Source organism: Tannerella serpentiformis, assembly GCF_003033925.1.
GTDB lineage: Bacteria > Bacteroidota > Bacteroidia > Bacteroidales > Tannerellaceae > Tannerella > Tannerella serpentiformis.
In genome coordinates, this window is sequence record NZ_CP028365.1 from 1,902,814 (window position 1) to 1,927,248 (window position 24,435).

A 24,435-nucleotide genomic window follows, 5' to 3' on the forward strand; every position below is an offset into this window, starting at 1 on the left:
AGGGAAGTTTGGCTGGGTACATCGAGAATCGCCGAAAGTCCCCAAAATGGCCGGCCCCCATCGGGTACCCCGCCAAATTTGGCAGGCGTCCCTGACGCCTTGATCTTCTTTTGCTTCTTTTCTTGCATCAAGGCAAGAAAAAGCCCTCTGCCGAGGGCAGGGAAGTTTGGCCGGGTACATCGAGAATAGCTGAAGGGCTCCAATTGGGCCGACGCCTCTCTCCGTCATGATGCGCGGACGAGGCGTCGGCCTTTCTTGGACAGAAAAACCTTCGGGCACGTTGGATATTCTTGTCTGACAACGGCGCCCATTCTATACGCAACGCGAGTTCGACGAAAGAATGAGGTTTGTTGCCCCTGGAGCATGTCTTTGATAGAGCGCTCTAACGGCCAAAGTGTTTTTGGAAACGTTTGCAGCAACGCTGCAAGAGCCCCGAAAAACTTTTTGGCGTTTGCAGGAATGCTGCAAATGCCCCGAAAAACTTTTTGGCGTTTGCAGGAATGCTGCAAATGCCCCGAAAAACTTTTTGGTGTTTGCAGGAATGCTGCAAGTGCCTCGAAGAATTTTTTGGTGTTTGCAGGAATGCTGCAAATGCCTCGAAGAATTTTTTGGTGTTTGCAGGAACGCTGCAAATGCCAAAATGGAGGAAACGGCCCTTGCAGAACTTCTGCAAGCATTTCCAGAAACGTTTTGGCCCTCGCGTGGCTTCCGTAGAGACTCTCTGCTGGCTGTATGCTTAGAAAAGGAGAGCCAGAGTGCACCTATTCGAGGCATGCGAATGGGGGAGCGTTGGCGGAGATGCGTTTTACTGCTAAACCATACTTTTGTCCGACTGTTATAGCAATTGGTTATTTGAGCATTACGTATGAATTTCCCCTTATTGAAATGGATCGAGCCGAGGAAGCCCTACCGACTCGGACTGGCCCTGAGCGGCGGTGGAGCCAAAGGATTGGCCTATGTGGGCGTCTTTAAGTTTTTGGAGGAGCGCGGTATTCGTCCCGACGTCATTGTGGGCACCAGCGCCGGCGCCATAGCGGCTGTGCTGTGGGCCGACGGACACACCTCGGACGAGATCCGCGAAATGTTCGCCGGGCGTGAGTTCTCCGAGTTTGCTCGGGTGCAAGTGCCCACCACGGGCCTGTTCGACAGCCGTGGCGTGAGTGAGTTTCTGAAGCGTAACCTCCGCGCCAAGACCTTCGAGGAGCTTCGTATCCCCACCATCGTCATGGCCACCGATCTCGACAACGGCTGCGGCCATCGGTTCAGCTCTGGCCCCATCGTGGAGGCCGTGCGCGCCTCGTGCAGCATACCGATCATCTTCAGCCCCGTCGTTATCGACGGCGTGCACTATGTCGACGGCGGACTCTTCCACAACTTCCCCGTCTCCATCATCCGTGACAGTTGCGAGATGGTCATCGGCGTCAACGTCAACCCCTACACCGCCCGCAAGTACAGCAAGAACATCTACAGCATCGGCGAGCGCTCGTTCCACTATATGTTCCGCGCCAACACCGTCGAGGATCGGCGCCTCTGCGACCTGTTGATCGAGACCGAGGAGTTCGGCCATTACAAGCTCTTCGACCTGAAGAATATCGACCACATCGCCCGCGTGGGCTATGTCACCGCTGTCCGCGCCTACAACCGCCTGGCCCGGACGGCCGATAAGAACAATAAGCTCCTGCGCGCCTATCCGCCGCCCAAACGTACCGCGCCCAAGTCGGCTGCCCCCACCAAGCAGGTAGCTAGCGAAGTCGGCCGCCCTCGGTAGAGGCCTTGATCTCCTTTTGCTTCTTGCATAAAAGAAGCACTCCGTCTCCCCCCCTACATCCGTCACTCACTATGAATAAGAACAGCAAGAAACCCATCATCTATCAAGTCCTCCCGCGGATCTTTGGCAACATGCAGTGCCCCGCGAAGGAGTATGGCAACATTGAAGAGAACGGCTGCGGCAAGATGGCCGACTTCACCCCCGAGGCGCTCGATGCCATTCGCCAATTGGGCGCGACGCACGTCTGGTACACCGGCATCTTAGAGCACGCCACCCGCACGGACTACTCCGCCTATGGCATCCCCAAGGATCACAACGCCGTGGTTAAGGGCAAGGCCGGATCGCCCTACGCGGTGAAGGATTACTACGACGTGGCGCCCGATCTGGCCGTGAGCGTGCCCGACCGCATGGCCGAGTTTGAGGCCCTCGTGGAGCGGACGCATGAGGCTGGGCTGAAGGTCCTCATCGATTTCGTGCCCAACCACGTGGCCCGTCAATACCACTCCGACGCCAAGGATCCCCTCGAGCCCGACCTTGGTCAGAACGACGACACCAGCCGCGCCTTCGCCCGCGACAACAACTTCTACTACCTGCCCGGACAGGCCCTCGCGTTCCACTTCGGCGCCAAACAGGAGGACTTTGAGTACAGCGAATTTCCCGCCAAGGTCACCGGCAACGACTGCTTCAGCGCCACGCCCGGCCGCAACGACTGGTATGAGACGGTGAAGCTCAACTATGGCGTCGACCTGCAAGGCGGTGGCACGAAGTATTTCTATCCCGTGCCCGACACGTGGCATAAGATGCTGGCCATCCTCCGCTTCTGGATCGCCCGCGGCGTGGACGGCTTCCGTTGCGACATGGCTGAGATGGTGCCCGTCGAGTTCTGGCAGTGGGTCATCCCGCGGGTCAAGAGTTGGAAGCAGGTCATCTTCATCGCCGAGGTCTACCAGTCCGCGCTCTATCGTGACTATATCCGCACCGGCGGCTTCGATTATCTCTACGACAAGGTGGGGCTCTACGACACACTCCGCAGCGTCGTCTGCGGCCATGCCCCAGCCTCACGCATCACGGAATGCTGGCAGGCCGTCGACGACATCCGCCCGCACATGCTCTCTTTCCTCGAGAACCACGACGAGCAGCGCATCGCTTCCGACTTCTTCGCCGGCCGCGCCGAGGCGGGTATCCCCGCGATGATCGTCGCCGCTACCATCGGCACGGGCCCGGTGATGGTCTACTTCGGCCAAGAGCTCGGCGAGCGTGGCATGGACGAGGAGGGCTTTAGCGGACGCGACGGTCGCACGTCCATCTTCGACTATTGGAGCCTCGACACCCTGCGCCGACGTTGTCACGGCGGACGCTACGACGAGGCCCTCCTGACCGACGCCGAGCGTAGCCTGCTGCACCAATACACGGCCATCCTGCGCCTCTCGCGTGAGGAGAAGGCCCTGGCCGAGGGCACGTTCTTCGATCTGATGTACGTCAATCCTGCCTCCGACAGCTTCGACCCCGCCCGCCAGTACGCTTATCTACGCAAGGCCGACGAGGTGGTGGTGCTCGTGGCCGTGAACTTTGCCGATACTCCGCGGCGTGTCCGGATACGCATCCCCGAGGACGCCTTCCGCGCCATGTCCATCCCCGACAATGCCCCCGCCCGCCTGACCGACCTCCTCACGGGCACGGTTGCCATCGGCACCCTGACCCACGCCTGTGCCTATGAGGTGGAGCTGCCGCCGTGCTCCGGTCGGCTGCTGAAGTTCGATTACTCCGGCCTGTCGTGACCCCGTTCATAGGGAGCTTTTAGATTTTAGCTCGTCGCGCCCTACTTTTGGCGCCATATTTTTAACTGATACAGCGGGGGAGACAGTCCGCCATCGCAACCGGTGAAGGACGCCCCTCCGCGCTCAAACTACTTACAACCCACTAAACGGATGAGTGCTTATACGCCTTTTGCCATCTTCTCGGGAACCAACTCCCGTTACCTCGCAGAGCGAATCTGCAAAAGCCTGCATTGCCCTCTCGGGCAGATGAACATCGAGCATTTCGCTGACGGTGAATTTTCCGTCTCGTACGAAGAAAGTATCCGCGGCAAGGATGTCTTCCTTGTGCAATCCACCTTTCCCAACTCGGACAACCTCATGGAGCTGCTGCTGATGATGGACGCAGCCAAACGCGCCTCGGCGCACTCGGTCATTGCCGTCATTCCCTACTTCGGTTGGGCGCGGCAGGACAGGAAGGACAAGCCCCGCGTCTCCATCGGCGCCAAGCTGATTGCCGACCTGCTCAGCGTAGCCGGTCTCGATCGCCTGATCACTATGGACCTGCACGCTGACCAGATCCAGGGCTTCTTCAACGTGCCCGTCGATCACCTCTACGCCTCGTCGGTCTTCTTAGACTACATCCGCGAGGAGTTACCCTTCGACAACCTCGTTATAGCCACGCCCGACGTGGGCGGCACGAAGCGCGCCAGCAGCTACTCTAAGTTCCTCGAGCTGCCGATGGTGATCTGCTACAAGAGGCGCCTAAAGGCCAACCAGATCAGCGACATGAAGATCCTCGGCGACGTGGAGGGGAAGGACGTCCTTCTTATCGACGACATTGTGGACACGGCTGGCACCATCACCCGTGCAGCCGACCTGCTCAAGCAACACGGCGCCAAGTCCGTCCGCGCGATGGCCAGCCACGCTGTCATGTCCGATCCCGCCACGGAGCGCATTGCCAACTCCTGCCTCGAGGAGATGATCTTCACCGACTCGATCCCCTACCAGAAGGAGTGCAGCAAAGTCACGATCCTCTCTGTGGCCGACATGTTCGCTGAAGCCATCCGCCGCGTCTGCCACGACGAGTCGATCAGCACGCTGTACGCCATCAGGTAACCCCCCCCCTCTAACCCCATTCAATTATGATTATCGACTTCCCCAACATCCCAGAACAACGCCTGCCGAACTTCAAGGGCGGCGAGAAAGAGTACATCGCCCGCATGTTCTTCGACGGGCAGAACCGCATCATGTACGGCCGACTCGAGCCGGGCGCTTCGATCGGCTTGCATACGCACGAGACGAGCAGTGAGATTATATACCTCCTTGAGGGCCGTGGCAAGGTGCTGCTTGCGGACGGCGAGGAGCGCGTCGCCGCTGGCCAGTGTCACTACTGCCCGAAAGGCCACACGCACAGCCTCGTCAACGACAGCGACGCCGACCTGGTCTTCTTCGCCGTCGTACCTGAGCAATGAGCGGCTGGCCCAGAGTGGCCGGTTCACCGATGAAGCATAGGGGCGCTACCTTCGGGGAATAGCGCCCCTATTTGTAGGGCAACCGCATCTAAACCACGTGTGGTTTTGATCTCCGTAGGGGTGTGGAGCGCGGAAAACGCATGTCCCCCCCAAGGCTATCTCTCATTTTGATGTGGCTACCCTACCTCTATTTGTGTTCCGCCCCCCCCGAGGTGGCGGCTATTGGCTATTCTCCTTTTTTCTTGAGACATCTATATCCCCAGCTTACTGCAATGAAAATTCGACGCAAGAAGAGAGCAATCATCCTCGCCGTCCTCGCCGTCCTCCTGTTGAGTGTCGGTTATTTTCTGTATCCGATCGTGCGATACAGTGTGCACAACTATCAGGAGTTTCAACGCATTCCGGATGAACTGTCTCTTGACATTCCTTTTTCCTATGACGGTTGTTTCTCCGTGCGATGCACCATTGGTGGTAAAGAGGTGAACATGGGCATAAGCACAAGCGGGATTTGCTTGATGAAAGAAGAAGACCTCAAGAAATATCACGCCATCTATTTCGGAAGGGCTCCGCTGCCTACGAGAAATGTTCGTGGACAGTGGGATTGGCTACGCCTCTACCGCATTCCTGATTTTCGCATAGATACGTTCGCGATGAATCCCCTTTTTGCGTCTGTCGGTAAGCACAATTACATGCATTTGCTGGTGGGAGACAGCGTTTTCGAAGACAATATCTTTCAGCGGAGCAAAAGGATCTTTTCGGTTAAGGAGGGGCAGATGCATGTGGTCATTGCTTTAGATGAGGCAAAGGCGGACATTAGACGTGATAACTTGATGGGAAATGGTGTCTTGGGGTTCAACATCATGCAGCAATGCAATTGGCTTTTTTCAGTGGATGAAGGACGGGTGCGCATATTCAGTGTTGCTAATGATAAGCGGCTCGAACAGGAGAGCAAGGGCTTCCATAAGATTCAGGATGGGCTGGAAGAAGAGGGTATCAGCGCTCGCCTCGGATCGCTTAAAGAAGATCTGGCATTTTCGTTAGCTATCGGGGTAGACGCTGAAGTCATAGTCAACAATGAGGTGTCCGCCCAGCTGAAGGAGCGGTATCCTTATAAGGTGATTCTTACGCTTCGGGGGGATAACAGCATCGACTCCTTGTTTGTGTTTGATGGCGTTCCGGTGGTGTGGGATGGGATAACGATCCCCAACTGCCAAATCGCGAACAACCCCAAGTTTGCTTTTAACAAGAACATCTTCGGGGCTCAACTGATGCATCGCTTCAATTTTATTTTGGACTATGGAGCAGATGAGGGAAACGACCTATACATCCAACCGAGCAAAGACTTCGAGCAACAGCGCGCTAAGCCCGTGCTTTCCGCATTCGGAGTCAATATAGAGGAGAGGGAACAGGGAATCGTTGTCAATCGATTGGAGCCGGACGGCATCGCCGCGAAGGCCGGCATCGCCTTAGGTGATGTGGTGCTGGAGTTGGACGGACGCGCGCCCAGAGCCTTACTCACCAGCCAAGATTTCATCCGATATACAGCCGGTAAGAAGGAGATCCGCTTACGAATCAAGGGTAAGGGAGAGACGCGGCTGGCGCTGTGAGGTCTTGTTCCCTCGAGTAAATTCCTCCAACCGATCCGTTTTGAAGGCGTTCCCCAGAGTAAATTCGTCCAACCGATCTCTTTTGAAGGAATTTCTCCGAGTAATTTCCTCCAACCGATCTCTTTTGAAGGAATTTCCTCGAGTAAATTCGTCCAACCGACCTCTTTTGAAGGAATTTCTCCGAGTAAATTCCTCCAACCGATCTCTTTTGAAGGAATTTCCTTGAGTAATTTTCACCGTTGGCCAGTCATCGGTAAAAATTACTCAAAGAAACGCCTCCATTGATCCTTAGTTGGCGTTGTTGTCGCCTCTAAACGTTCACCGCTGCTGCTTACTTTTGCGCGCTGCAATTAAAAATCATAGGAACATGGCATTAGCATCGAAATACGATCCCTCGTCGGTCGAGGGGAAATGGTATCAATACTGGTTGGACAACGGTTTCTTTCGCTCCCTTCCGGACGAGCGCGAGCCGTACACGGTGGTCATCCCGCCGCCCAACGTCACCGGCGTGCTCCACATGGGGCACATGCTCAACAACACGATTCAGGACATCCTTGTGCGCCGTGCACGCATGACGGGCCGCAATGCCTGCTGGGTGCCGGGCACGGATCACGCCTCCATCGCCACCGAGGCCAAGGTGGTGGCACGACTGGCTGAGCGCGGCATCCGCAAGTCAGACCTCACCCGCGAGGAGTTTTTGCGCCACGCTTGGGAGTGGAAAGAGGAGCACGGAGGCATCATCCTCAAGCAACTCCGACGCCTTGGCGCCTCCTGCGACTGGGATCGCACGGCCTTCACTATGGACGACATCCGCTCCCGGAGCGTCATCCGCGTCTTCTGCGATCTGTACCGTAAGGGACTGATCTATCGTGGCGTCCGCATGGTCAATTGGGACCCCGCCGCCCTCACCGCCCTCAGCGACGAGGAGGTGATTTATAAGGAGCAACAGGGCAAACTCTACTACCTGCGCTATCGCATCGTCGGCGAAGACGGATACGCCATCGTGGCTACGACCCGACCCGAAACGATCATGGGCGACACGGCTATGTGCATCAATCCGAACGATCCGAAGAACCAACACCTCCGCGGACGGCGCGTCATTGTCCCGCTCGTGGGGCGCGAGATCCCCGTCATCGAGGACGACTACGTCGACATTGAGTTTGGCACCGGCTGCCTCAAGGTCACCCCCGCGCACGACGTAAACGACTATATGCTGGGCGAGAAATACAACCTCCCCTCCATCGACATCTTTAACGACAATGGCACCATCGCTCCGGCGGGCGAGCTCTACGTCGGCATGGATCGCTTCGCCGTCCGCGAGCAGATCGTCCGCGACCTTGATGCCGCCGGACTACTCGAGAAAACAGAGGATTACACGAACAAGGTGGGCTTCTCCGAGCGTACCAATGTGCCCATCGAGCCGAAGCTCTCCATGCAGTGGTTCCTGAAAATGGACGGTCTGGCTAAGCCGGCACTCGATGCGGTGATGAACGACGAGATCCGTTTCTACCCGCCGAAGTTCAAGAACACCTACCGCCACTGGATGGAGAACGTGAAAGATTGGTGCATCAGTCGCCAACTGTGGTGGGGGCATCGCATCCCGGCTTACTATGCCTCGCCGACCGATGAGGGTACGTCGGGCAATGTGGCGCCGGTCGTGATTCTCGTAGCCGAAACCGAGGAGGAAGCGCGCGCACAGGCTGCTGAACACCCCATGTTGAAAGGACGCTCGTTCACACTGCGGCAGGATGAGGATTGCCTTGATACATGGTTCTCTTCTTGGCTTTGGCCCATCGCCCTCTTCGACGGAATTAACCATCCCGGTAACGACGAAATGCGTTATTACTACCCCACGGCGGACCTTGTCACTGGCCCAGATATCATCTTCTTCTGGGTGGCGCGTATGATCATGGCCGGCTATGAGTATGAGGGGGATAAGCCCTTCCGTAGCGTCTACTTCACCGGCATCGTGCGCGACAAGCTCGGGCGGAAGATGTCGAAGTCGCTCGGCAACTCACCCGATCCGCTCGCTCTTATCGACCAATACGGTGCCGATGGGGTGCGCATGGGTATCATGCTGGCCGCTCCAGCGGGTAACGACATCCTCTTCGACGAGTCGTTGTGCGAACAGGGGCGCAACTTCAACAACAAGATCTGGAACGCACTCCGTTTGGTGAAGAGTTGGGAGGTTTCCGATGCAGCAGAACAGCCCGATGCGGCAAGAATTGCGATCGATTGGATGGAGGCGAAGTTCTGCGCGACGATCGTGGAACTTGAGGATGATTTCTCGAGGTACCGTATCTCCGAAGCGTTGATGACGGCTTACAAACTCTTTCGTGATGAGTTCTCTGCGTGGTATCTCGAGGCTGTTAAGCCTGCTTACGGTCAGCCCATCGATGCAAAAACATATCGTTCCACGATTTCGCTGTTTGAGAAACTCATGCTGACCCTTCATCCGTTTATGCCCTTCATCACGGAAGAAGTATGGCAGGCATTGGCCGATCGTCAGCCGGGTGAGAGCATTATGGTCACTCAGCAGCCTCACCCGGAGCAAACGAACGACCGATTGACGGCCGACTTTGAGGTGGTAAAGAGCATCGTGGGCGGTGTACGCTCCATTCGACTCGAGCGCAACATCCCGAACAAGGAGTCGCTCACGTTGCAGGTCGTTACGGGTGATCATAACGAGGCGTATAATCCGGTCATTATGAAGATGTGCAACGTCGATACGATCGTGCGAGCTCCGAAAGATGCCACTGCCGCCTCGTTTATGGTCGGCACGACAGAATATGCTGTACCGCTGGGCAACACCATCGATGTGGCTGAAGAGATCCAGAAGATGGAAGCTGAGATTGACTACCTCGAGGGCTTCCTTCGTTCGGTGATGAAGAAGCTCGGCAATGAGAAGTTTGTCGCCAACGCTAAGCCCGAAGTCGTGGCTGTCGAGCGAAAGAAGCGTGCCGATGCCGAGAGTAAACTCGCGCTCCTGCGAGAAAACGTGGCTAAGCTGAAAGACAATGCGTGACTTATCGAAGTAGAGAAATGACACAAACCGATAAAAGAAGAGGTTGGGGCATATACGTATGCCTCAGCCTCTTACTGTTACTTGCCTCATGCAGTACCATCCGCTTCATTGGGATCGACACTTTGGAGCCTTCCGAGCTGCATGTTCCGCACACAGTCCGTCGAGTGCTGATTGTGGATAACGCTGCGATGCCATCTGTCGCCCCTTGTGCATTGACGTTGGGGAAGATTCCACTGGAGGTGAAGGAAGTGACGACTGACAGCATGGCGTTTTACTACTGCCACACCTTGGGCGAACGCATCGCCGATGCACACCGTTACGACGATGTTCGTCTCTACGACAGAGCTTATCGCCCCTCCCACCTCTCCGATCAACCGCTATCAGCCTCCGAAGTCCGCCAACTATGTACGGACGAGGGTGTAGACGCCGTCATCTCGCTCGATCGCCTACAGTTCAGCATCAAAGGGGACGTCGACCCGCTCTATTTTCTCACCCACGAGCCGTTACGGGTCGAAGTGTCTGGTCTCATCCGTCTATCCATCCCATCCGATACCCTAACGATGGCCCGTACCGTCCACCTATCCGACACGCTCCGCGCTGCGTTAGAGGGTACCATCGATAGCCCCGAAGCCATTAGCCAGGCCATGCGTACCGTATTACGTGAAGTTTCACTCTACATGGCTGACAAATCCTCTTCGCGCTTTGTTCCACACTGGGAACCGAATGTTCGTTGGTACTATACCTCCTCTTCATCCGCATGGAAAGAGGCCAGCGCCTATGCCGCTGCAGAGAAATGGAAGGAGGCCGCCGCAATCTGGCATCGCCTCTACGACCAAGCTCGAAACGGGAAAGTCAAGGCACGTTTAGCCTCCAACATTGCTGTTAGCGAGGAGCTATGTGGCAATCTATCAATAGCCTCCGACTGGGCCGAACGTTCCTACACCCACTATCTCGAGTATGCCTCGGTGGTAGACTCCACCACACTCAATCGCCAGCGACGCTACACGGAAGCCATGAAGCAGCGTCTTCGCTCTGACAAAGAACTGAGGGATTGGAGGAAGTGAGTCTTGCGATGTTCCACGATGTGGCTTTGTATAGATGTGAATTTCGAGGCCACCAAGGGAAGGGGTACAGCACAAAGAAATAGGCACCTGCTTTTAGAATCTCCGGCCAACCCTTCTATCTTTGCCCGCCGACAAACAGAAGAATACGTGAAAGAGAATCCAAAGATTCAGGGAATAATAGAGTCCATATTCTTATCCGCGATAGACCGGGTAACAAAAGATGGAGCAATACAGACGATCAGCCGTTTGTACGTGCAACTGGAGGCTGACGCAGGTGAGATCCAGATTTTTGATGAGCCTGAACACTTATTAAAGAAGAAGGTCATCTTCGATTGGGCTGATCCGCGCAATAAGGGAGCTGTTTTTTTGCAGCGAAAACTTGCGATGATTCGTTCGGCAATAGCTCGTGTGGCAGCGAAAGGCGTCTTTAATCATCCAAAGTGTTCAAAGCCGTTCTTTATTAGTCTAGTAGATGATGAGTTTAAAGAGTCAGAAGTGTTGTTTGGACAGAAAGAGCAGTCAGAAAAAGGAGAGGAATGCTTGATGGAGGGCTTAGAAAAAGAACTGGATGATTTTTATCGGAAACTATTTCCAGATATGGAATAAAGCTCTATCTTTGTCCCCCGATAAGAAGAACGATTGTTGGATTTGATAAGATCATAGTCGTAAATTGCCGAAATGGCTCAGTTGGTAGAGCAATTCATTCGTAATGAATAGGTCCCCGGTTCGAGTCCGGGTTTCGGCTCAAATAAAAATAATAGGAATGTGAAGGGTATACGTATATATATATAGGCGTATACCCTTTCTTGTAAAAGAGAAATGCAGAACACCTCTATGCGGAATAAGTCAAGTCACGTAGAAGTCCTTAAGCTTCGATAGAAGGAGATCGATTTTACGTAAGAAGTGGTGCGGAATAGAATGCTAGGATGAAAAAGTAGCCTTGGAGATTGTCTATGTGTAATAGATACCGAATAGATGCAAGTGTGCTTCAGAGAGGGATTAAGGTTCGAGAGTGAAAGATGAGCATAGCGCTGTTTGTTCTTGGATTTTACTGTTTTGTTGGAGCGCTTTGCCTTTTGGATAAGAATTAGAAGAGTGGATCAGAAAAAAGAGGGGGATGGATTGTGAGAATAGGGCAAATCTGTATTTTTGTTGCGGCGATTGACTCGTGTGGAGCTAAGCAGCGATTGTTGGTTGCAGAGGCGAAGGATGAGGCGAAAGAAGAGATTTTACGAGTATTAATATTTAACTAATTGATTATGAACAAAAAAGTATTTACTTTGTTGGCAGCTTCGTTCATGCTACTCTTAGGAGCAGTAGGGGCAAGTGCTAGGCCTGCATGGGGGGATTCTGTAAAGTATCTACCCGATGGCACAGGAAAGGGTGCTTACCACCTTCAGGTGTCGTTCATCGGTCAGAGGGCTATTAAGGATAGCGTTTTGATGATGGATCAGGAGGGTCGTTTGGACTTTGCTGATAGTGCTTATGTGTGGAATAAGGATGGAGATCCAGATTCTGCATTTTTCAAATTGCGTTCCTCCTTGTGGTGCGTCAATGTTGGTAGACCAGAGAATGCAGGAAAAGTTCCCGCCTTTACCTTTATAAACAAAGAGTATGGGACGGAGCTGGCATTCGACTATCAGCCTCATTTGTTTACTGATACGGGTACGACGAGTACACGAACTGAAATCTACCACGATTGGTGGGCACGATTGGTTCCAGGTTATGGCATTGATCTGATTGCGGGTCAGACGTCAGCTCCGTTGGTAGGTGGTAACTTGTCTAAATGGAAATTTTCACGTACATATAATGGAGCACACGGATCTGCAGAATTAGAGAAAGATCAATATTTAGCAATTGAAGTAAAACCAGATTATTATCTGACGTTTGCAGTTCCTTCTGCGGGTACCTCGCAGGGTAAAATTCGTCTAGTTGTAGCTCATAAGAATGAGTTCGCTGATACTTCAAGCTTTTACAAAAAGGAATTGGTTCGCTTCAGATTGGTCAATGCATCTCCGAGAGTGTTGACTGCTCACGATTTCAATACGAAGATGCATCAAAATCCGACGGAAGGCCCGGTTCAGCTGTTCTTCTCTCCAGATGTAACACCAGGACAGACGAATGCTTTTGCTCAATTGCTGAAGGCTACGGATGTTCAGTCATCTACCCGTGGGAAGGATAATCATTATCTTTACTTGAATACCACCGGAGGTCAGTATATAACTATGTCCACGTCGGACTACAATAGTGACTTGGGTATTCGTTATCCAAAGATTGAAACGACAGGTGCTACTAATGAAGATCAGAGTAAATGGCGCTTGGTTTACTATCCTTCAGAGGATAGCTTGATTGTCAATGTGAAGGGGTATAAGAATCATGTAAGTTATGGTACTCAGAAAGATCCGGGTTCATACTCTCTTAATGAGGACTTATACAACAATGATATTTTGAATTATTTAATTCTTCGTGTACAGGATCTAAATGCTACGGCTGGTCGTATACTAACAGTAGCCAATGCACCGGCTAATACACGCATTCATTTCAATATTAATAATTGCGTGGTATATGATACGGATCGGACAACTGTTCCTTCGAACTTGTATACGGTAAGGGATCGTGAGGGTCGCTACTTAGTGGTTCCGATGTATGCAGGTGACCTCACACCCCAATGGATGCGTCTGGAAGATATTGAAAATGCAAATCGTACACCGTCTGACCAGTGGTTTGTGACGAAGGTGAATGATGGATCGGGTATATCGAAGATTCATCTGACGAACCGTGAATTCAATAATATCCGCATCGAGTTTGTTCAAGTATATAATGACTACCATCTGTTTAAGGGTGTATGGCATCGTATTGACGAAAACGGATTAGGACGTGACTATAGCCCGATTATGGGTAGAAACTATGTAAATCTGGCTGGTTTTACTGTAGTTCCGAAGCCATATCGTAATGATCCTTACTTGGGATATAAGTTCTTTAGTAAGAATCCCGATGAGGCTGCTGCTATTAAGGAAGCAACTGACTCATTGAATTGGTTCGCTTATGCCTTCAATTACTTGAATAAGTTGAGTGATGGTAATCACTATATGGGCTTCCGTGACAATGCTTCGAGCACAGATACAGGTTTATATATCTTAAAGGATGACAGAACATACTTCCAACTTGTTGTCCCCGACACTCTGCGTAGAGAGGCTTATGGTGTTGAGAAATATGGTATTGGCTGGAATGATGGTCTATTAGCTAACTTCAGTAACACAAATAGCGACGACTATATCGCTCCGTTGAAACGCTGGTTCTATCACTTACAAGTGAATGACTATTGGAAGTTTAAGCGGAATGAGAACTATGTTGTAATGGACGACAATGCACGTTATGGTTATACGCCAGAGAGAAATGCGAATAGTCGTCGTTTGAATAAGGCGAAGTTCTATCTGCGCTTTACGTATGAGACAAATGGGAAGGATTACTATACGCTGTTAGATCGAATCGATATCTCGAACTTCCACTACCTGACGTATGTAAAGGGTCTTGCTGTTACGGATACGATTAAGGCTTATGATTGGAGTCATGGCAGCATCAGGCAGAATTCGTTTGGTGTAGTAGCTGCTAGCGTAACGGATCACGCTCCGATGTATGTAGCCGCACAGCCGAAGACGATTGGTACGTATCGTGTTTCAACGTTTGCTTTGACTCATGAAACAGAGCCATTGTATCGTCGCTTCAATTCTTTAGATGAAGGGTCTATTGCAACTGATGATCCTGATACGGTAGCATTCCGTCGTACAGCAAAGCCCAATGATTATCTGTATGAAGATGCGCACAGTGTATATTCTGCGACTAAGAAGCAGAATGCGGCTGGCTATAGCAATATCAATTTCGCTGGTGTAGAGAATGCAGACGATGCTATCAAGAATAAGGATAAGGATCAGGTATTCAAACGCCACATTGATACAGATTGGGCTATTTATGTAGATACTGCTTATGTGAACCGTGGTACGGGTCTGATCAAACCGCAGTACTTGCTGGTAGTAGGTCCGGAATTTGGTTGGCTGGGTTGCCCGGTTTGTGGCGAAGATGAGTTGAATCGTCCATATGTATATGGCCGCTTCTTACGTAACGAGACGGATTCTGCACGCACTGATCCTCAATTGGGTTCGCAGAGTGCCATCCGCGATCGTGATTACATCTTGCCTTCTAACTGGGATCGTTTGGCCTTCACTCCTGCTATCCATGCAGGCGATACGTTGTATGTTCTTAATGGACATTCGATTGAAGAGTTCTATGTGAAAGGTGCTAACGGACAGCGTTATGTGAACTACAAGAAACTGAACAACACACCGCGTGTAAAGAAAGTATTCTTGGGTAACAATCTCCATAAGGACGAAGTGTTCTCGTTCCGCTATATCGAACCTCGTGGTGGATCGAAGAAAGACTTCTTGATCGAGTCTGAGACATGGAATCGTGGTGCTGGACGCATGATTGCTCCGATGCAGGGTGCATGGATCAAGATTCAGAATGGTGTGCCTGTTGTCAGCCGTGGATCGTACTACGATGCGATTACTGAGGCCGAAGTTTGGAATGTACGTAAGACGGACAAGGCTCCGTTGGCTAACAAGGAAGTATCTACGACGAATGTAGTGGTAACTGCTGGTGTTGGTAACGTGACTGTTCTGAATGCTTCAGGTAAGGCTGTTACTGTAAGCAATATCTTGGGACAAACGGTAGCAAAAGCCGTATTGGCATCTGATAACGAGACGATTTCTGCACCACAAGGTGTCGTTATTGTGTCGGTAGAAGGTGAGAATGCAGTGAAGGCTGTCGTGAAGTAAAAGATAGGGATGAAGATTTTCGGACGGTAGAGTTCTATCTACCGTCCGGATTCCTTCGATCGAATTATAATCGACTATTTGAATATTAAAACGATAATGATTATGAACAAAAAGATTTTCACGCTATTAGCGGGAATTCTCATGTTGGGGCTATTTGCGGTCTCGGGTAATGCCCAGGGGAGGAGTACCTTCTTAAAGAAGCAAGACCTGCGTGTGGGAAAACCCGTGAGAAAATTGCAGGCTGGCCCCAACAAAGGCTATTACTACTTATCTGTAGATAGTGTCGTGGGATTCACTCCTCCCACTCTCCCACTGAGTGAACTGCAGGGAGGCCGCGGAGATACGATTAATTCTTACATACCAGACGGTAATAATGGATCGAAGAATTTAATGGTTCTGTTTATGCGGCCGGATACAAACAAAAATGGGAGGTACTCCCTTTTTGTTGATACGCTTAATGTAATCAGACGTTCAGGAAGTCGAGACTCTGTAAAGGCTAAATGGAAGGGTTATTTTAAGGATAATACGCCGAAGACAGAGATTTCAGCCTCTGCTCTGTGGTGTGTAAATGTGACGGACTATCTACAGGGGCAGAATCCAACATTTGATTTTACGAATAAGCAGTATGAGACTCTGTTGGAAATAGATGCTTATAATCATGAGAGTTGGAGACGTGACTCATCTAGTTCCTTAAATGCAGATCGGAATAACTGGAGAATGTCTCCTGCACATGGTGATACCTCGTTAGTTCCTGGTGGCCTTTCTGGATGGGAGTTCTCAGAGACTTATGCAACTGTTTTAAATACAGGTCGTCCATTGGTTACTTATTTGGATGACACGCATGATACAGTGGCTGTATTGTGTATGCCGCGTGATACTTCTGGTGGCTCCAATTTTGGGAAATTAGTTCCGGATAGCTTTATCTGTGTGAAGATTGCTCCGGCAACGGATGTAAGGGCTGGTAAAGTGGATGGTATGCTCTACTTCACTTTGCGTGAAGCGCTTCCGTTCGCATTGGATGCCAATGATTTCAATTCATTGAGTCGTACGAATCCGCTGAAATTCTCTCCGGACGCTGCGTCGAACAATATTTTCACCTCTGGTCTGAAGGCAGCACAACTTGATACAAATGTGCATCGTGCTGCTTTGGTTGATGTGGCATTCTTACAATCAAATGCATCGCCTACGCCTTCTTTCACTGGCGATTGGCAGAATCCCCGTTTGGCAGATACGATGTTTGTGGCTTTCCCTGACTCTGTATTGGACTACATGGGTTATATGCACTTGAAGAGTGGCAATAATTATCTCCGTGTTGATTCAAACTTCCACGTGCGTAATGCCGGAGGTGATCAGTTCTTAAAATTTGCAACGGGCACGCAGGCTCAGATGTGGAAGAAACTTACTGATACTACTGATACAGTGTCTCGTCGGGACTCGTTGATGTATGGTCAATATGTATGGCGTCTGGTTTACTATCCTTCGGGAGATAGTGTTTATATCAATCCATTCAAGGCGGCTTATCGTCCGGAATATGATCCTACCATATGGCGTAATGGTGCGGATAGTGTCCGTTCCATTGGTTGGGTGACTCAACAGCGTTATACGTTTGCTGCAATTCCTGATACGGGCGTACTCTATATGCAGAGTGATAAGCTTAGTGGACATCTGGGTGCGGCACGTACTACGCTTCGGACTACGAATACAACTACTATGATTAATGGCTTATTTCCGCTCTCGAATGGCCTTGACAGTAATCAGATAAAGACAGCTCGCTTAAGGGATGGCTTTATGACATTCGCTTATAATACGAGAGGTGAGGATGCTCCATTACCATATAAGTATCGTCATCGTTTGTATGTATCGATTCAGAATCTGGCATCGGGACGTGAGGTTACTCTCCACTCGAACCATAGCGGATTCTTACCAGCCGGTGATTGCAGTATCAATACGCACATCAATTTTGGTGGCTACTATACTCCTTGCTTGGCTACTGGTTCTGATCGCGTTTCGATCCCGTCAGATTTGTATCTGATCCGTAATACGGATGGGCAGTATCTGCATGTTCCGTTGTACTCAGCTCACGATTCTGCTGTTTGGACTTACTTAGACGAGTTCGTACATCCGGAAGAACTTCCTTCTTTCCAGTGGATTGTAGAGAAGCGTTATAGGAACTCGGAGAACTCTCCGATCAACATCATTAACCGTGAGTTTGGTCATCGAGTTGGTAATAAGTATGGTCTGGCTTTCGAAAACGTACAGTTGAAGAAAGACATGGAGCACTTCTCTTTCCGTACTGATCGCTGGAGATGGAATGAGGAGAAGAAGGTGAACGAGAGAACGACCACGTTCGATGCTGCTAAGTCGAACATGAGTGAAAAGAACGGCGCTACGTTTATTGCGTTGCCGAAGAAGTATAAGAATGATCCGTTGCTGGGTTACCAGTGGATTAATCCGGATACTTCGATCGTGAACCTCTATGCATTTAACTATGCAAGTGGTATCGATGACAGCCGTTACATATCAACCGCTAAGAACTTCGATATGAATGCTTATCCCAAAACGGATACGGTTCTCTATATCGGTGCTAAGGACAATTTCGATGTTGCCTACTTCCGTATGGATACGATCGGTGCTGAGAATGGTAAGTTGAACGAGTACGGTTACAAGGTGGTTTCTAATAGGAATCAAGTAGGCGACCTCGTAACGCTGAAGCGTCAGGCTTATCGTCTGAACTTCGAGAATCCGTTCAAGTACTGCTTGGGTACGCTTTCTGTAAGCAATGCTGCACAGCACTACTATTCATTGAGCTCGAGATTGACAGCTCCTCTTACCCACATTCTGGGTAGACCCGTCTTCTACTTGCGTGATGTATATATGGAGAACGATGGTGTAAAAGACTTCGCTCTTGTACAGGTAATGGATACGGTGGCTATGCAGAGTGCAGATTCTACGCAGCTGAAGACTTATATGACTCAGACGCTGGGATCTCAGGTCTCTGACCTGATGATGAGGAACCTCAGAATCGCTGGTAAATTCAATCCGGGTCTCTTTGTCATGGCTGTAGACGAACCGACGCTGAAGCTGAAGTTTGACTATCGCGGTAATTCTGTAACACGTGTATCGACCTTCAGACTGAAGAAGGATGCAGATCCGATCTACCGTCGCTTCAATACGGAGCTTGAGGGTAAGGTCGGTGATGACTCGCCCAGAACGATGAAGTTCTTCAGAACAAGCAGTATGACGACAGGTAAGGATTACCTCTTCGAGAATACGGGTGCTCTGACGGATCAGAAGGCTTACTACAAGGGCCCGAGAAACTATCTGGGTCTTGTAAGTAGCAACTCTAATCCTAACGCTAAGACTTCGATCTTCGTGGATACGGCTTATGTAAACCGTGGAACGGGTTATATCAAACCGCAGTACTTGCTCATGATCCGTCCGTCGATTGTAAGCGATACATTGGGTTGCGACGACAATGGTGAATTGACGATCCATCTGCCGGGCTACCGTAGAGGTATGTACCTGATCAATGCTACCGACTCTGCTAATATGGAGAGAACGGCCGGTGTTGATGACGAGCGTAACACTTACCTCTGGAACACTCGGTGGGAACGCTTTGTGTTCACGGATGCTATCCATGCAAACGACGCTCTCTATATCCTTGGTGGTGCTGACTTGAGCAACCTCTACACGAAGGTTGATGCTAAGGGTAATGCGAAGGCGCTTGATTTGGCTAAGTTGGATGCCGTATCGGATACGACACCGGCTGCACCGAAGAACGGTAAGATCCGCAAGATCGCTTTGGGTAACAACTACCACAAAGACTGCGTATTCTCCTTCCGTTTGGTTGAGCGTGGATCGCCCCAGAAGGACTTCTTGATCGAGTCTGAGACTGCATATCGTGGTGAGCCTATTACGGATCGGAATCCGATGATCGCACCGTGTATTGGTGGTTGGTTGAAGATCCAGAATGGTGTACCTGTAATCAGCCGCTCTGACGAAGAGAAGAGAATACCGGAAGGTGATCTGTTCAATGTAGAGATGACATCTGAAGATCCTGTTTCTAACGTAGTTGTTCCGGCTACTACGGGTGTGAAGGTGGTTGCTGAGAACGGTTCTGTAACTGTGCTCAACGCTTCTGGCAAGCGTGTAGTGATCAGCAATGTACTGGGTCAGACGGTGGCTAATACGGTATTGACTTCTGATCGTGCTACGGTATCTGCTCCGAAGGGAGTTGTGCTTGTGGCCGTTGAAGGCGAACCGGTTGTGAAGGCACTGGTGAAGTAACAACTAGTGATATTAATTGAGGGAAGGCTGCTCCTGTATGGGGGCAGCCTTTCTTTTTTGATCTTATGGTCCGATGGAATTATTGTCAATCAGAAATGGATAGGGGATAATCTTTCACGCACGAAGGGCGATCCTATTAAGAACATGGCCTCCTTTTCCAAGATTCCCATTCGTTAGGAGAGGGCAAAACCGTACAACGGTGAGGGGGCTGAGGGGCTACAGAGATCAAAACCACGCGTGGTTCTAATCTCCGTAGGGGTACAGACATGAGAACCACGCGTGGTTCTAATCTCCGTAGGGGTACAGACATGAGAACCACGCGTGGTTTTGCTTTCCGTAGGGGTACAGACATTAAAACCACGTGTGGTTTTGATCTCCGTAGAGGTACAGACATTAAAACCACACGTGGTTTTGCTTTCCGTAGGGGTACAGACATTGGAACCACGTGTGGTTTTGATCTCCGTAGGAGTAAGTATGAAGAGTGTATCTCGAGCCTATCGCCATTTTGATACGAGGTTACCCTAATTCGTCCTCATATAGTTGATGCTTTCCATTACAATTATTTGCTTTGCGGGAGCATTTCGATTTCTATGAACAAACAGTCATGGAAGCAATGAAGATCACTAAACATCAAATGAAAATAGAGTATGAAAACACGTCTTACCCTACTGTTACTGCTTTGCCTCGCTGTTAGCCTGTACATGCGAGCTTATGACAATGTGCGTCGGCCAGATACGCGTGCGCTGGGATTGGCTGGTTCCGAGGTCGTCTATTCGCCGCTCTTCAACCCATCGCTGACGCCCTTCTTTGCACATCGTCAGCTGCGCGGTGACTATTTCAACCCCTATGGGATGAAGGAGTTAGTCACGGTCAGTGCTGGGCTCAACGTACCGAACCGCATCCTGCCGTTCGGTGTGCACATCGCCTCGTTTGGCTATGACAGATATCGCGAGAGCATGTTCCGCCTTTCGGTCTCTAAGCGGCTGAGCAGCATGTGGTCACTGGGGGTGAGTGTACAGTATGCTCTCCTGCAGTCTGAGATCTTTGAGCAGGACGGGCAGCGGCTGTCGGCCGACGTGGGTGTGGCGCTACGGCCAACAGATAAGTGGCTGCTGGGACTGTCGGTACTTCATTTCCCCGCTGTTTCGATCGGCTCCGATGAGACGAATCAGGTGCACATGACGCCGCGGATGGTCCTTCTCGGGGCGCGTTATATGATGGACGAGGGCTTGGAACTGTCGGCCGAGGCGGAGTATCGGCAGTATGAGCCCTTCCTCTTTTCAGTCGGGGCAGAGTACACGCCTTTTGCCAATTTCCAACTGCGTGCCGGTGTGAAGTCGTCACCCTTCAGCCCTTCGCTGGGCGTGAGCTATTCCTTCATCGGCCTGACCCTCGACACGGCACTATACTATCACCCCGCGCTTGGAGCCAGTGTGGGAATTGGGCTGGCATATTCGTTTTGATGCGAGAAGCCATTCTTTTTTAACGTGAGTTCGACGAAAGAATGGACTCCCTAATCCCTGAAGAATGTCTTTGATAGCGCGCAGTAGCAGCCAACGTGTGACTCCCGTAGAAACTCTTTGCTGACTTTGTTCTTACATCGAGCTCACGTTAAGGGGCAGAGCATGCTATGTGACGGAAAAGATGAGACAGAAAGGCGGAATAGGTCTCGAATAGGTTCGACGGGGAGGGACGTATTGTGGCAGCTATGGAGGGCGGGTAAGCATTCGCCCTATATTTTTGGCGTCGTTTTCAACGAATAAGCCTATACGAATCATGTCAGAACGAAAAGTTAGGGTGCGATTTGCGCCCAGTCCTACGGGACCCCTTCACATCGGCGGTGTACGTACCGCGTTATACAACTATCTGTTTGCGAAAAAGCACGGCGGCGACTTCATTCTCCGCATTGAGGATACAGACTCCCAGCGCTTCGTGCCTGGCGCCGAGGAATACATCATTCAGTCGTTCGAGTGGCTTGGCCTCCGCTTCGACGAGGGCGTCGGGTTTGGCGGCAACTATGGCCCCTACCGACAGAGTGAGCGGAAAGCCATCTATCGCCAGTATGTCGACCAGCTGCTGGATGCTGGTCTGGCCTACATCGCTTTTGATACGCCCGAAGAATTAGAGGCGAAACGGAGCGAGATCCCCAACTTCCAATACGACGCCTCGACGCGCGGGCAGATGCGCAACTCCCTGACGCTCCCAGCTGACGAGGTGCAGCGGCTGATCGACAGCGGTGCGCGCTACGTGGTGCGTATCCGCATCGAACCGAACGAGGATATCCGCGTCAACGACTTGATCCGCGGTGAGGTGGTCATCAACTCGTCCATCCTCGACGACAAGGTGCTTTACAAATCGGCTGACGGACTGCCCACGTACCACATGGCGAACATCGTGGACGACCATCTGATGGAGATCACGCACGTGATCCGCGGCGAGGAATGGATCTCGAGTGCGCCGTTGCATGTATTGCTTTACCGTTACCTCGGTTGGGCTGATACGATGCCGCAGTTTGCGCACCTGCCATTGCTGCTCAAGCCTGAGGGCGGAGGCAAGCTGAGCAAGCGCGACGGCGACCGCCTCGGATTCCCCGTCTTTCCCCTCGAGTGGCACGACCCGAAGAGTGGCGAAAAGTCGTCTGGCTACCGCGAGAGTGGCTACCTGCCTGAGGCGGTGATCAACTTCCTTGCGCTCCTCGGGTGGAACCCGGGCAACGACATCGAACTGATGACCCTCGACGAGATGGTTCGCCTCTTCGACCTCACCCACTGCAGCAAGAGCGGCGCCAAGTTCGATTACGAGAAAGGCAAGTGGTTCAACCACCGCTATATCCAGCTGCGCAGCGACCGCGACATCGCTGACATGTTCCGCCCTGTGCTCGAAAGTCATGGCATTAAGGATGCCGACCAGGCGTATGTCGAGAAGGTGGTTGGGCTGATGAAGGAGCGCGTCAGTTTTGTGCCCGAACTCTGGCCGCTGACCTATTACTTCTTCGTCGCGCCGACCGAGTACGACGAGAAGACCCGCAAGAAGCGTTGGCGCGAGGACAGCGCCGCACAACTCACGGAGCTGATCGAGGTCTTGCGTGGACGTGAGCCCTTCGACGTGGAGGGTACCGAGGCGTACGTCAAGGAGTGGATTGCAGCGAAGGGCTACTATCTCGGCAACATCATGAATGCCGTCCGGCTGGCGCTCGTTGGGCAGGGCATTGGGCCGCAGATCTTCCACATCACCGAGGCTATCGGCAAGGACGAAACCATTCGGCGCATTCAGCGCGCCATCGAAATACTCGGGTGATGCGTCCCCTCTATACGGCGGCTATCCGCCTCTACGCAGCGGCTGTCCACGCCGCTGCGCCTTTTCATGGGAAGGCGCGCAAGATGATCGACGGGAGGCGGAGCATTGATGACGTCTTGCGTGAGAAGATAGTCCCCGGTGCGCGCTACGTCTGGCTCCATGCTGCTTCGCTCGGTGAGTTCGAGCAGGGGCGACCCCTGCTTGAGGCCATCCGCCAGCGCCACCCCGACTACAAAATCGTCCTCACGTTCTTCTCCCCCTCTGGCTACGACGTCCGCCGTGACTACCCCGGCGCCGATGTCGTATGCTACCTCCCGTTCGACTTCCCACGCCGCATCCGCCGTTTCCTCGACCGTGTCCGCCCCACCCTCGCCCTCTTTGTCAAGTACGAGTTTTGGCTGAACACGCTCGATGAGCTGCGGCGCCGACGCGTCCCCACCTACCTTGTGTCCGGCATTTTCCGTCCCGGTCAACTCTTCTTCCGCTCCATCGGCCGACCTTATCGCGATGCGCTCCGCTGTTTCGATCACCTCTTTGTGCAGGACGAGACCTCGCGCCAGCTCCTCGCCGGCATCGGTCTGACGAACGTCACCGTCACGGGCGACACCCGCTTCGATCGCGTGATCGACATCCGCCATGCCGCGCGGCCGCTCCCCGTCGTAGCCGCCTTCGCTGAACGCGACGCCCGCCCTGTGCTGATTGCCGGTAGCTCGTGGCCAGAAGACGAGGCGCTGCTGATCCCCTATTTCAACGCCCACCCGGACCTGAAGCTCATCCTCGCTCCGCACGAGATCCACGAGGCGCACCTCGCCGCCATTGAGGCCCGGCTCACACGCCCTGCCCTGCGCCTCTCCCGCGCCGATGCCGACACGGCCGCGGGCGTTGACTGCCTCATCGTCGACTCCTTTGGCCTCCTTTCGTCCATTTACCGCTACGCCCGCATCGCCTACATCGGCGGCGGCTTCGGCCACGGCATCCACAACGCCCCCGAGGCTGCGGTTTACGGCGTTCCCGTTCTCTTCGGCCCCAACCACCGCAAGTTTCGCGAGGCCCTTGACCTCATCGCTTGCGGCGGCGCCTACTCCATCACTGACGCGTCCACCCTTGCTACCCGCCTCGATGCGCTCCTCGCCGACCCCGACGCCTGCACTGCGGCGGGAGAGTCTGCCGGCGCATATATCCAGCAACATAGCGGCGCCACTGAGCAGATCCTCCGCGCCATCGACCTATAAAACAGGCTGTGGGAGCCTATATATAGGTGCGTCTCCGGTTAGCGATGTCATACCATGGCTTGTTAGCGACGACCTATCTTACGTGATAGTGATG

At 52.2% G+C, this 24,435-nt stretch carries 14 protein-coding genes and 1 tRNA gene; 14 read left to right on the top strand and 1 reads right to left on the bottom strand.

The genetic code is table 11. The annotated features are described in order from the left end of the window. Window positions 1-224: 224 nt before the first annotated feature. The gene (locus C7123_RS12935; RefSeq protein WP_159049869.1) at window positions 225-677 is read right to left on the bottom strand and encodes a hypothetical protein; all 453 of its coding nucleotides are present in this window, start codon (window positions 675-677) and stop codon (window positions 225-227) included. A 188-nt stretch (window positions 678-865) separates the two neighbouring features. On the opposite strand from C7123_RS12935, the gene C7123_RS08010 reads away from it, so the two are divergent. From C7123_RS08010 to C7123_RS08075, 14 genes are all read left to right on the top strand, one after another. After that, a complete protein-coding gene (locus tag C7123_RS08010) occupies window positions 866-1,768 on the top strand; it encodes a patatin-like phospholipase family protein (protein ID WP_083206776.1) in 903 nt (300 codons plus the stop codon). Window positions 1,769-1,839: 71 nt separating this feature from the next. Beyond that, window positions 1,840-3,546: an alpha-amylase family glycosyl hydrolase gene (locus C7123_RS08015; protein WP_069174679.1), complete on the top strand. Its 1,707-nt coding sequence runs from the start codon at window positions 1,840-1,842 to the stop codon at window positions 3,544-3,546. A gap of 150 nt (window positions 3,547-3,696) precedes the next feature. Further along, window positions 3,697-4,641 (top strand): ribose-phosphate pyrophosphokinase, encoded by a 945-nt coding sequence (locus C7123_RS08020; protein WP_037984074.1) that lies wholly within the window; start codon window positions 3,697-3,699, stop codon window positions 4,639-4,641. A gap of 26 nt (window positions 4,642-4,667) precedes the next feature. Next, entirely contained in the window at window positions 4,668-4,997 is a 330-nt protein-coding gene (locus C7123_RS08025) for a cupin domain-containing protein (protein ID WP_069174680.1), read from the top strand. A 272-nt stretch (window positions 4,998-5,269) separates the two neighbouring features. After that, window positions 5,270-6,604, top strand: coding sequence for a PDZ domain-containing protein (locus C7123_RS08030; RefSeq protein WP_069174681.1), 1,335 nt, complete (start codon window positions 5,270-5,272; stop codon window positions 6,602-6,604). Window positions 6,605-6,971: 367 nt separating this feature from the next. Beyond that, entirely contained in the window at window positions 6,972-9,629 is a 2,658-nt protein-coding gene (locus tag C7123_RS08035; protein ID WP_069174682.1) for a valine--tRNA ligase, read from the top strand. Window positions 9,630-9,646: 17 nt separating this feature from the next. Beyond that, the gene (locus tag C7123_RS08040; RefSeq protein ID WP_069174683.1) at window positions 9,647-10,693 is read left to right on the top strand and encodes a DUF6340 family protein; all 1,047 of its coding nucleotides are present in this window, start codon (window positions 9,647-9,649) and stop codon (window positions 10,691-10,693) included. 36 nt (window positions 10,694-10,729) lie between these two features. Next, a complete protein-coding gene (locus C7123_RS08045; protein WP_159049871.1) occupies window positions 10,730-11,299 on the top strand; it encodes a hypothetical protein in 570 nt (189 codons plus the stop codon). A 66-nt stretch (window positions 11,300-11,365) separates the two neighbouring features. After that, a tRNA-Thr gene (locus C7123_RS08050) sits at window positions 11,366-11,438 on the top strand. A 514-nt stretch (window positions 11,439-11,952) separates the two neighbouring features. Further along, the gene (locus tag C7123_RS08055) at window positions 11,953-15,525 is read left to right on the top strand and encodes a DUF6383 domain-containing protein (RefSeq protein WP_069174685.1); all 3,573 of its coding nucleotides are present in this window, start codon (window positions 11,953-11,955) and stop codon (window positions 15,523-15,525) included. A gap of 102 nt (window positions 15,526-15,627) precedes the next feature. After that, a complete protein-coding gene (locus C7123_RS08060; RefSeq protein WP_159049872.1) occupies window positions 15,628-19,812 on the top strand; it encodes a DUF6383 domain-containing protein in 4,185 nt (1,394 codons plus the stop codon). Between the two features lie 647 nt (window positions 19,813-20,459). Beyond that, window positions 20,460-21,275, top strand: a complete 816-nt coding sequence (locus C7123_RS08065; RefSeq protein WP_037998790.1) for a PorV/PorQ family protein — start codon at window positions 20,460-20,462, stop codon at window positions 21,273-21,275. A gap of 313 nt (window positions 21,276-21,588) precedes the next feature. Then, the gene (gltX, locus tag C7123_RS08070) at window positions 21,589-23,109 is read left to right on the top strand and encodes a glutamate--tRNA ligase (RefSeq protein WP_069174687.1); all 1,521 of its coding nucleotides are present in this window, start codon (window positions 21,589-21,591) and stop codon (window positions 23,107-23,109) included. Further along, entirely contained in the window at window positions 23,109-24,341 is a 1,233-nt protein-coding gene (locus tag C7123_RS08075; RefSeq protein ID WP_069174688.1) for a 3-deoxy-D-manno-octulosonic acid transferase, read from the top strand. The genes gltX and C7123_RS08075 overlap by 1 nt, the downstream gene beginning before the upstream one ends. Window positions 24,342-24,435: the final 94 nt, after the last annotated feature.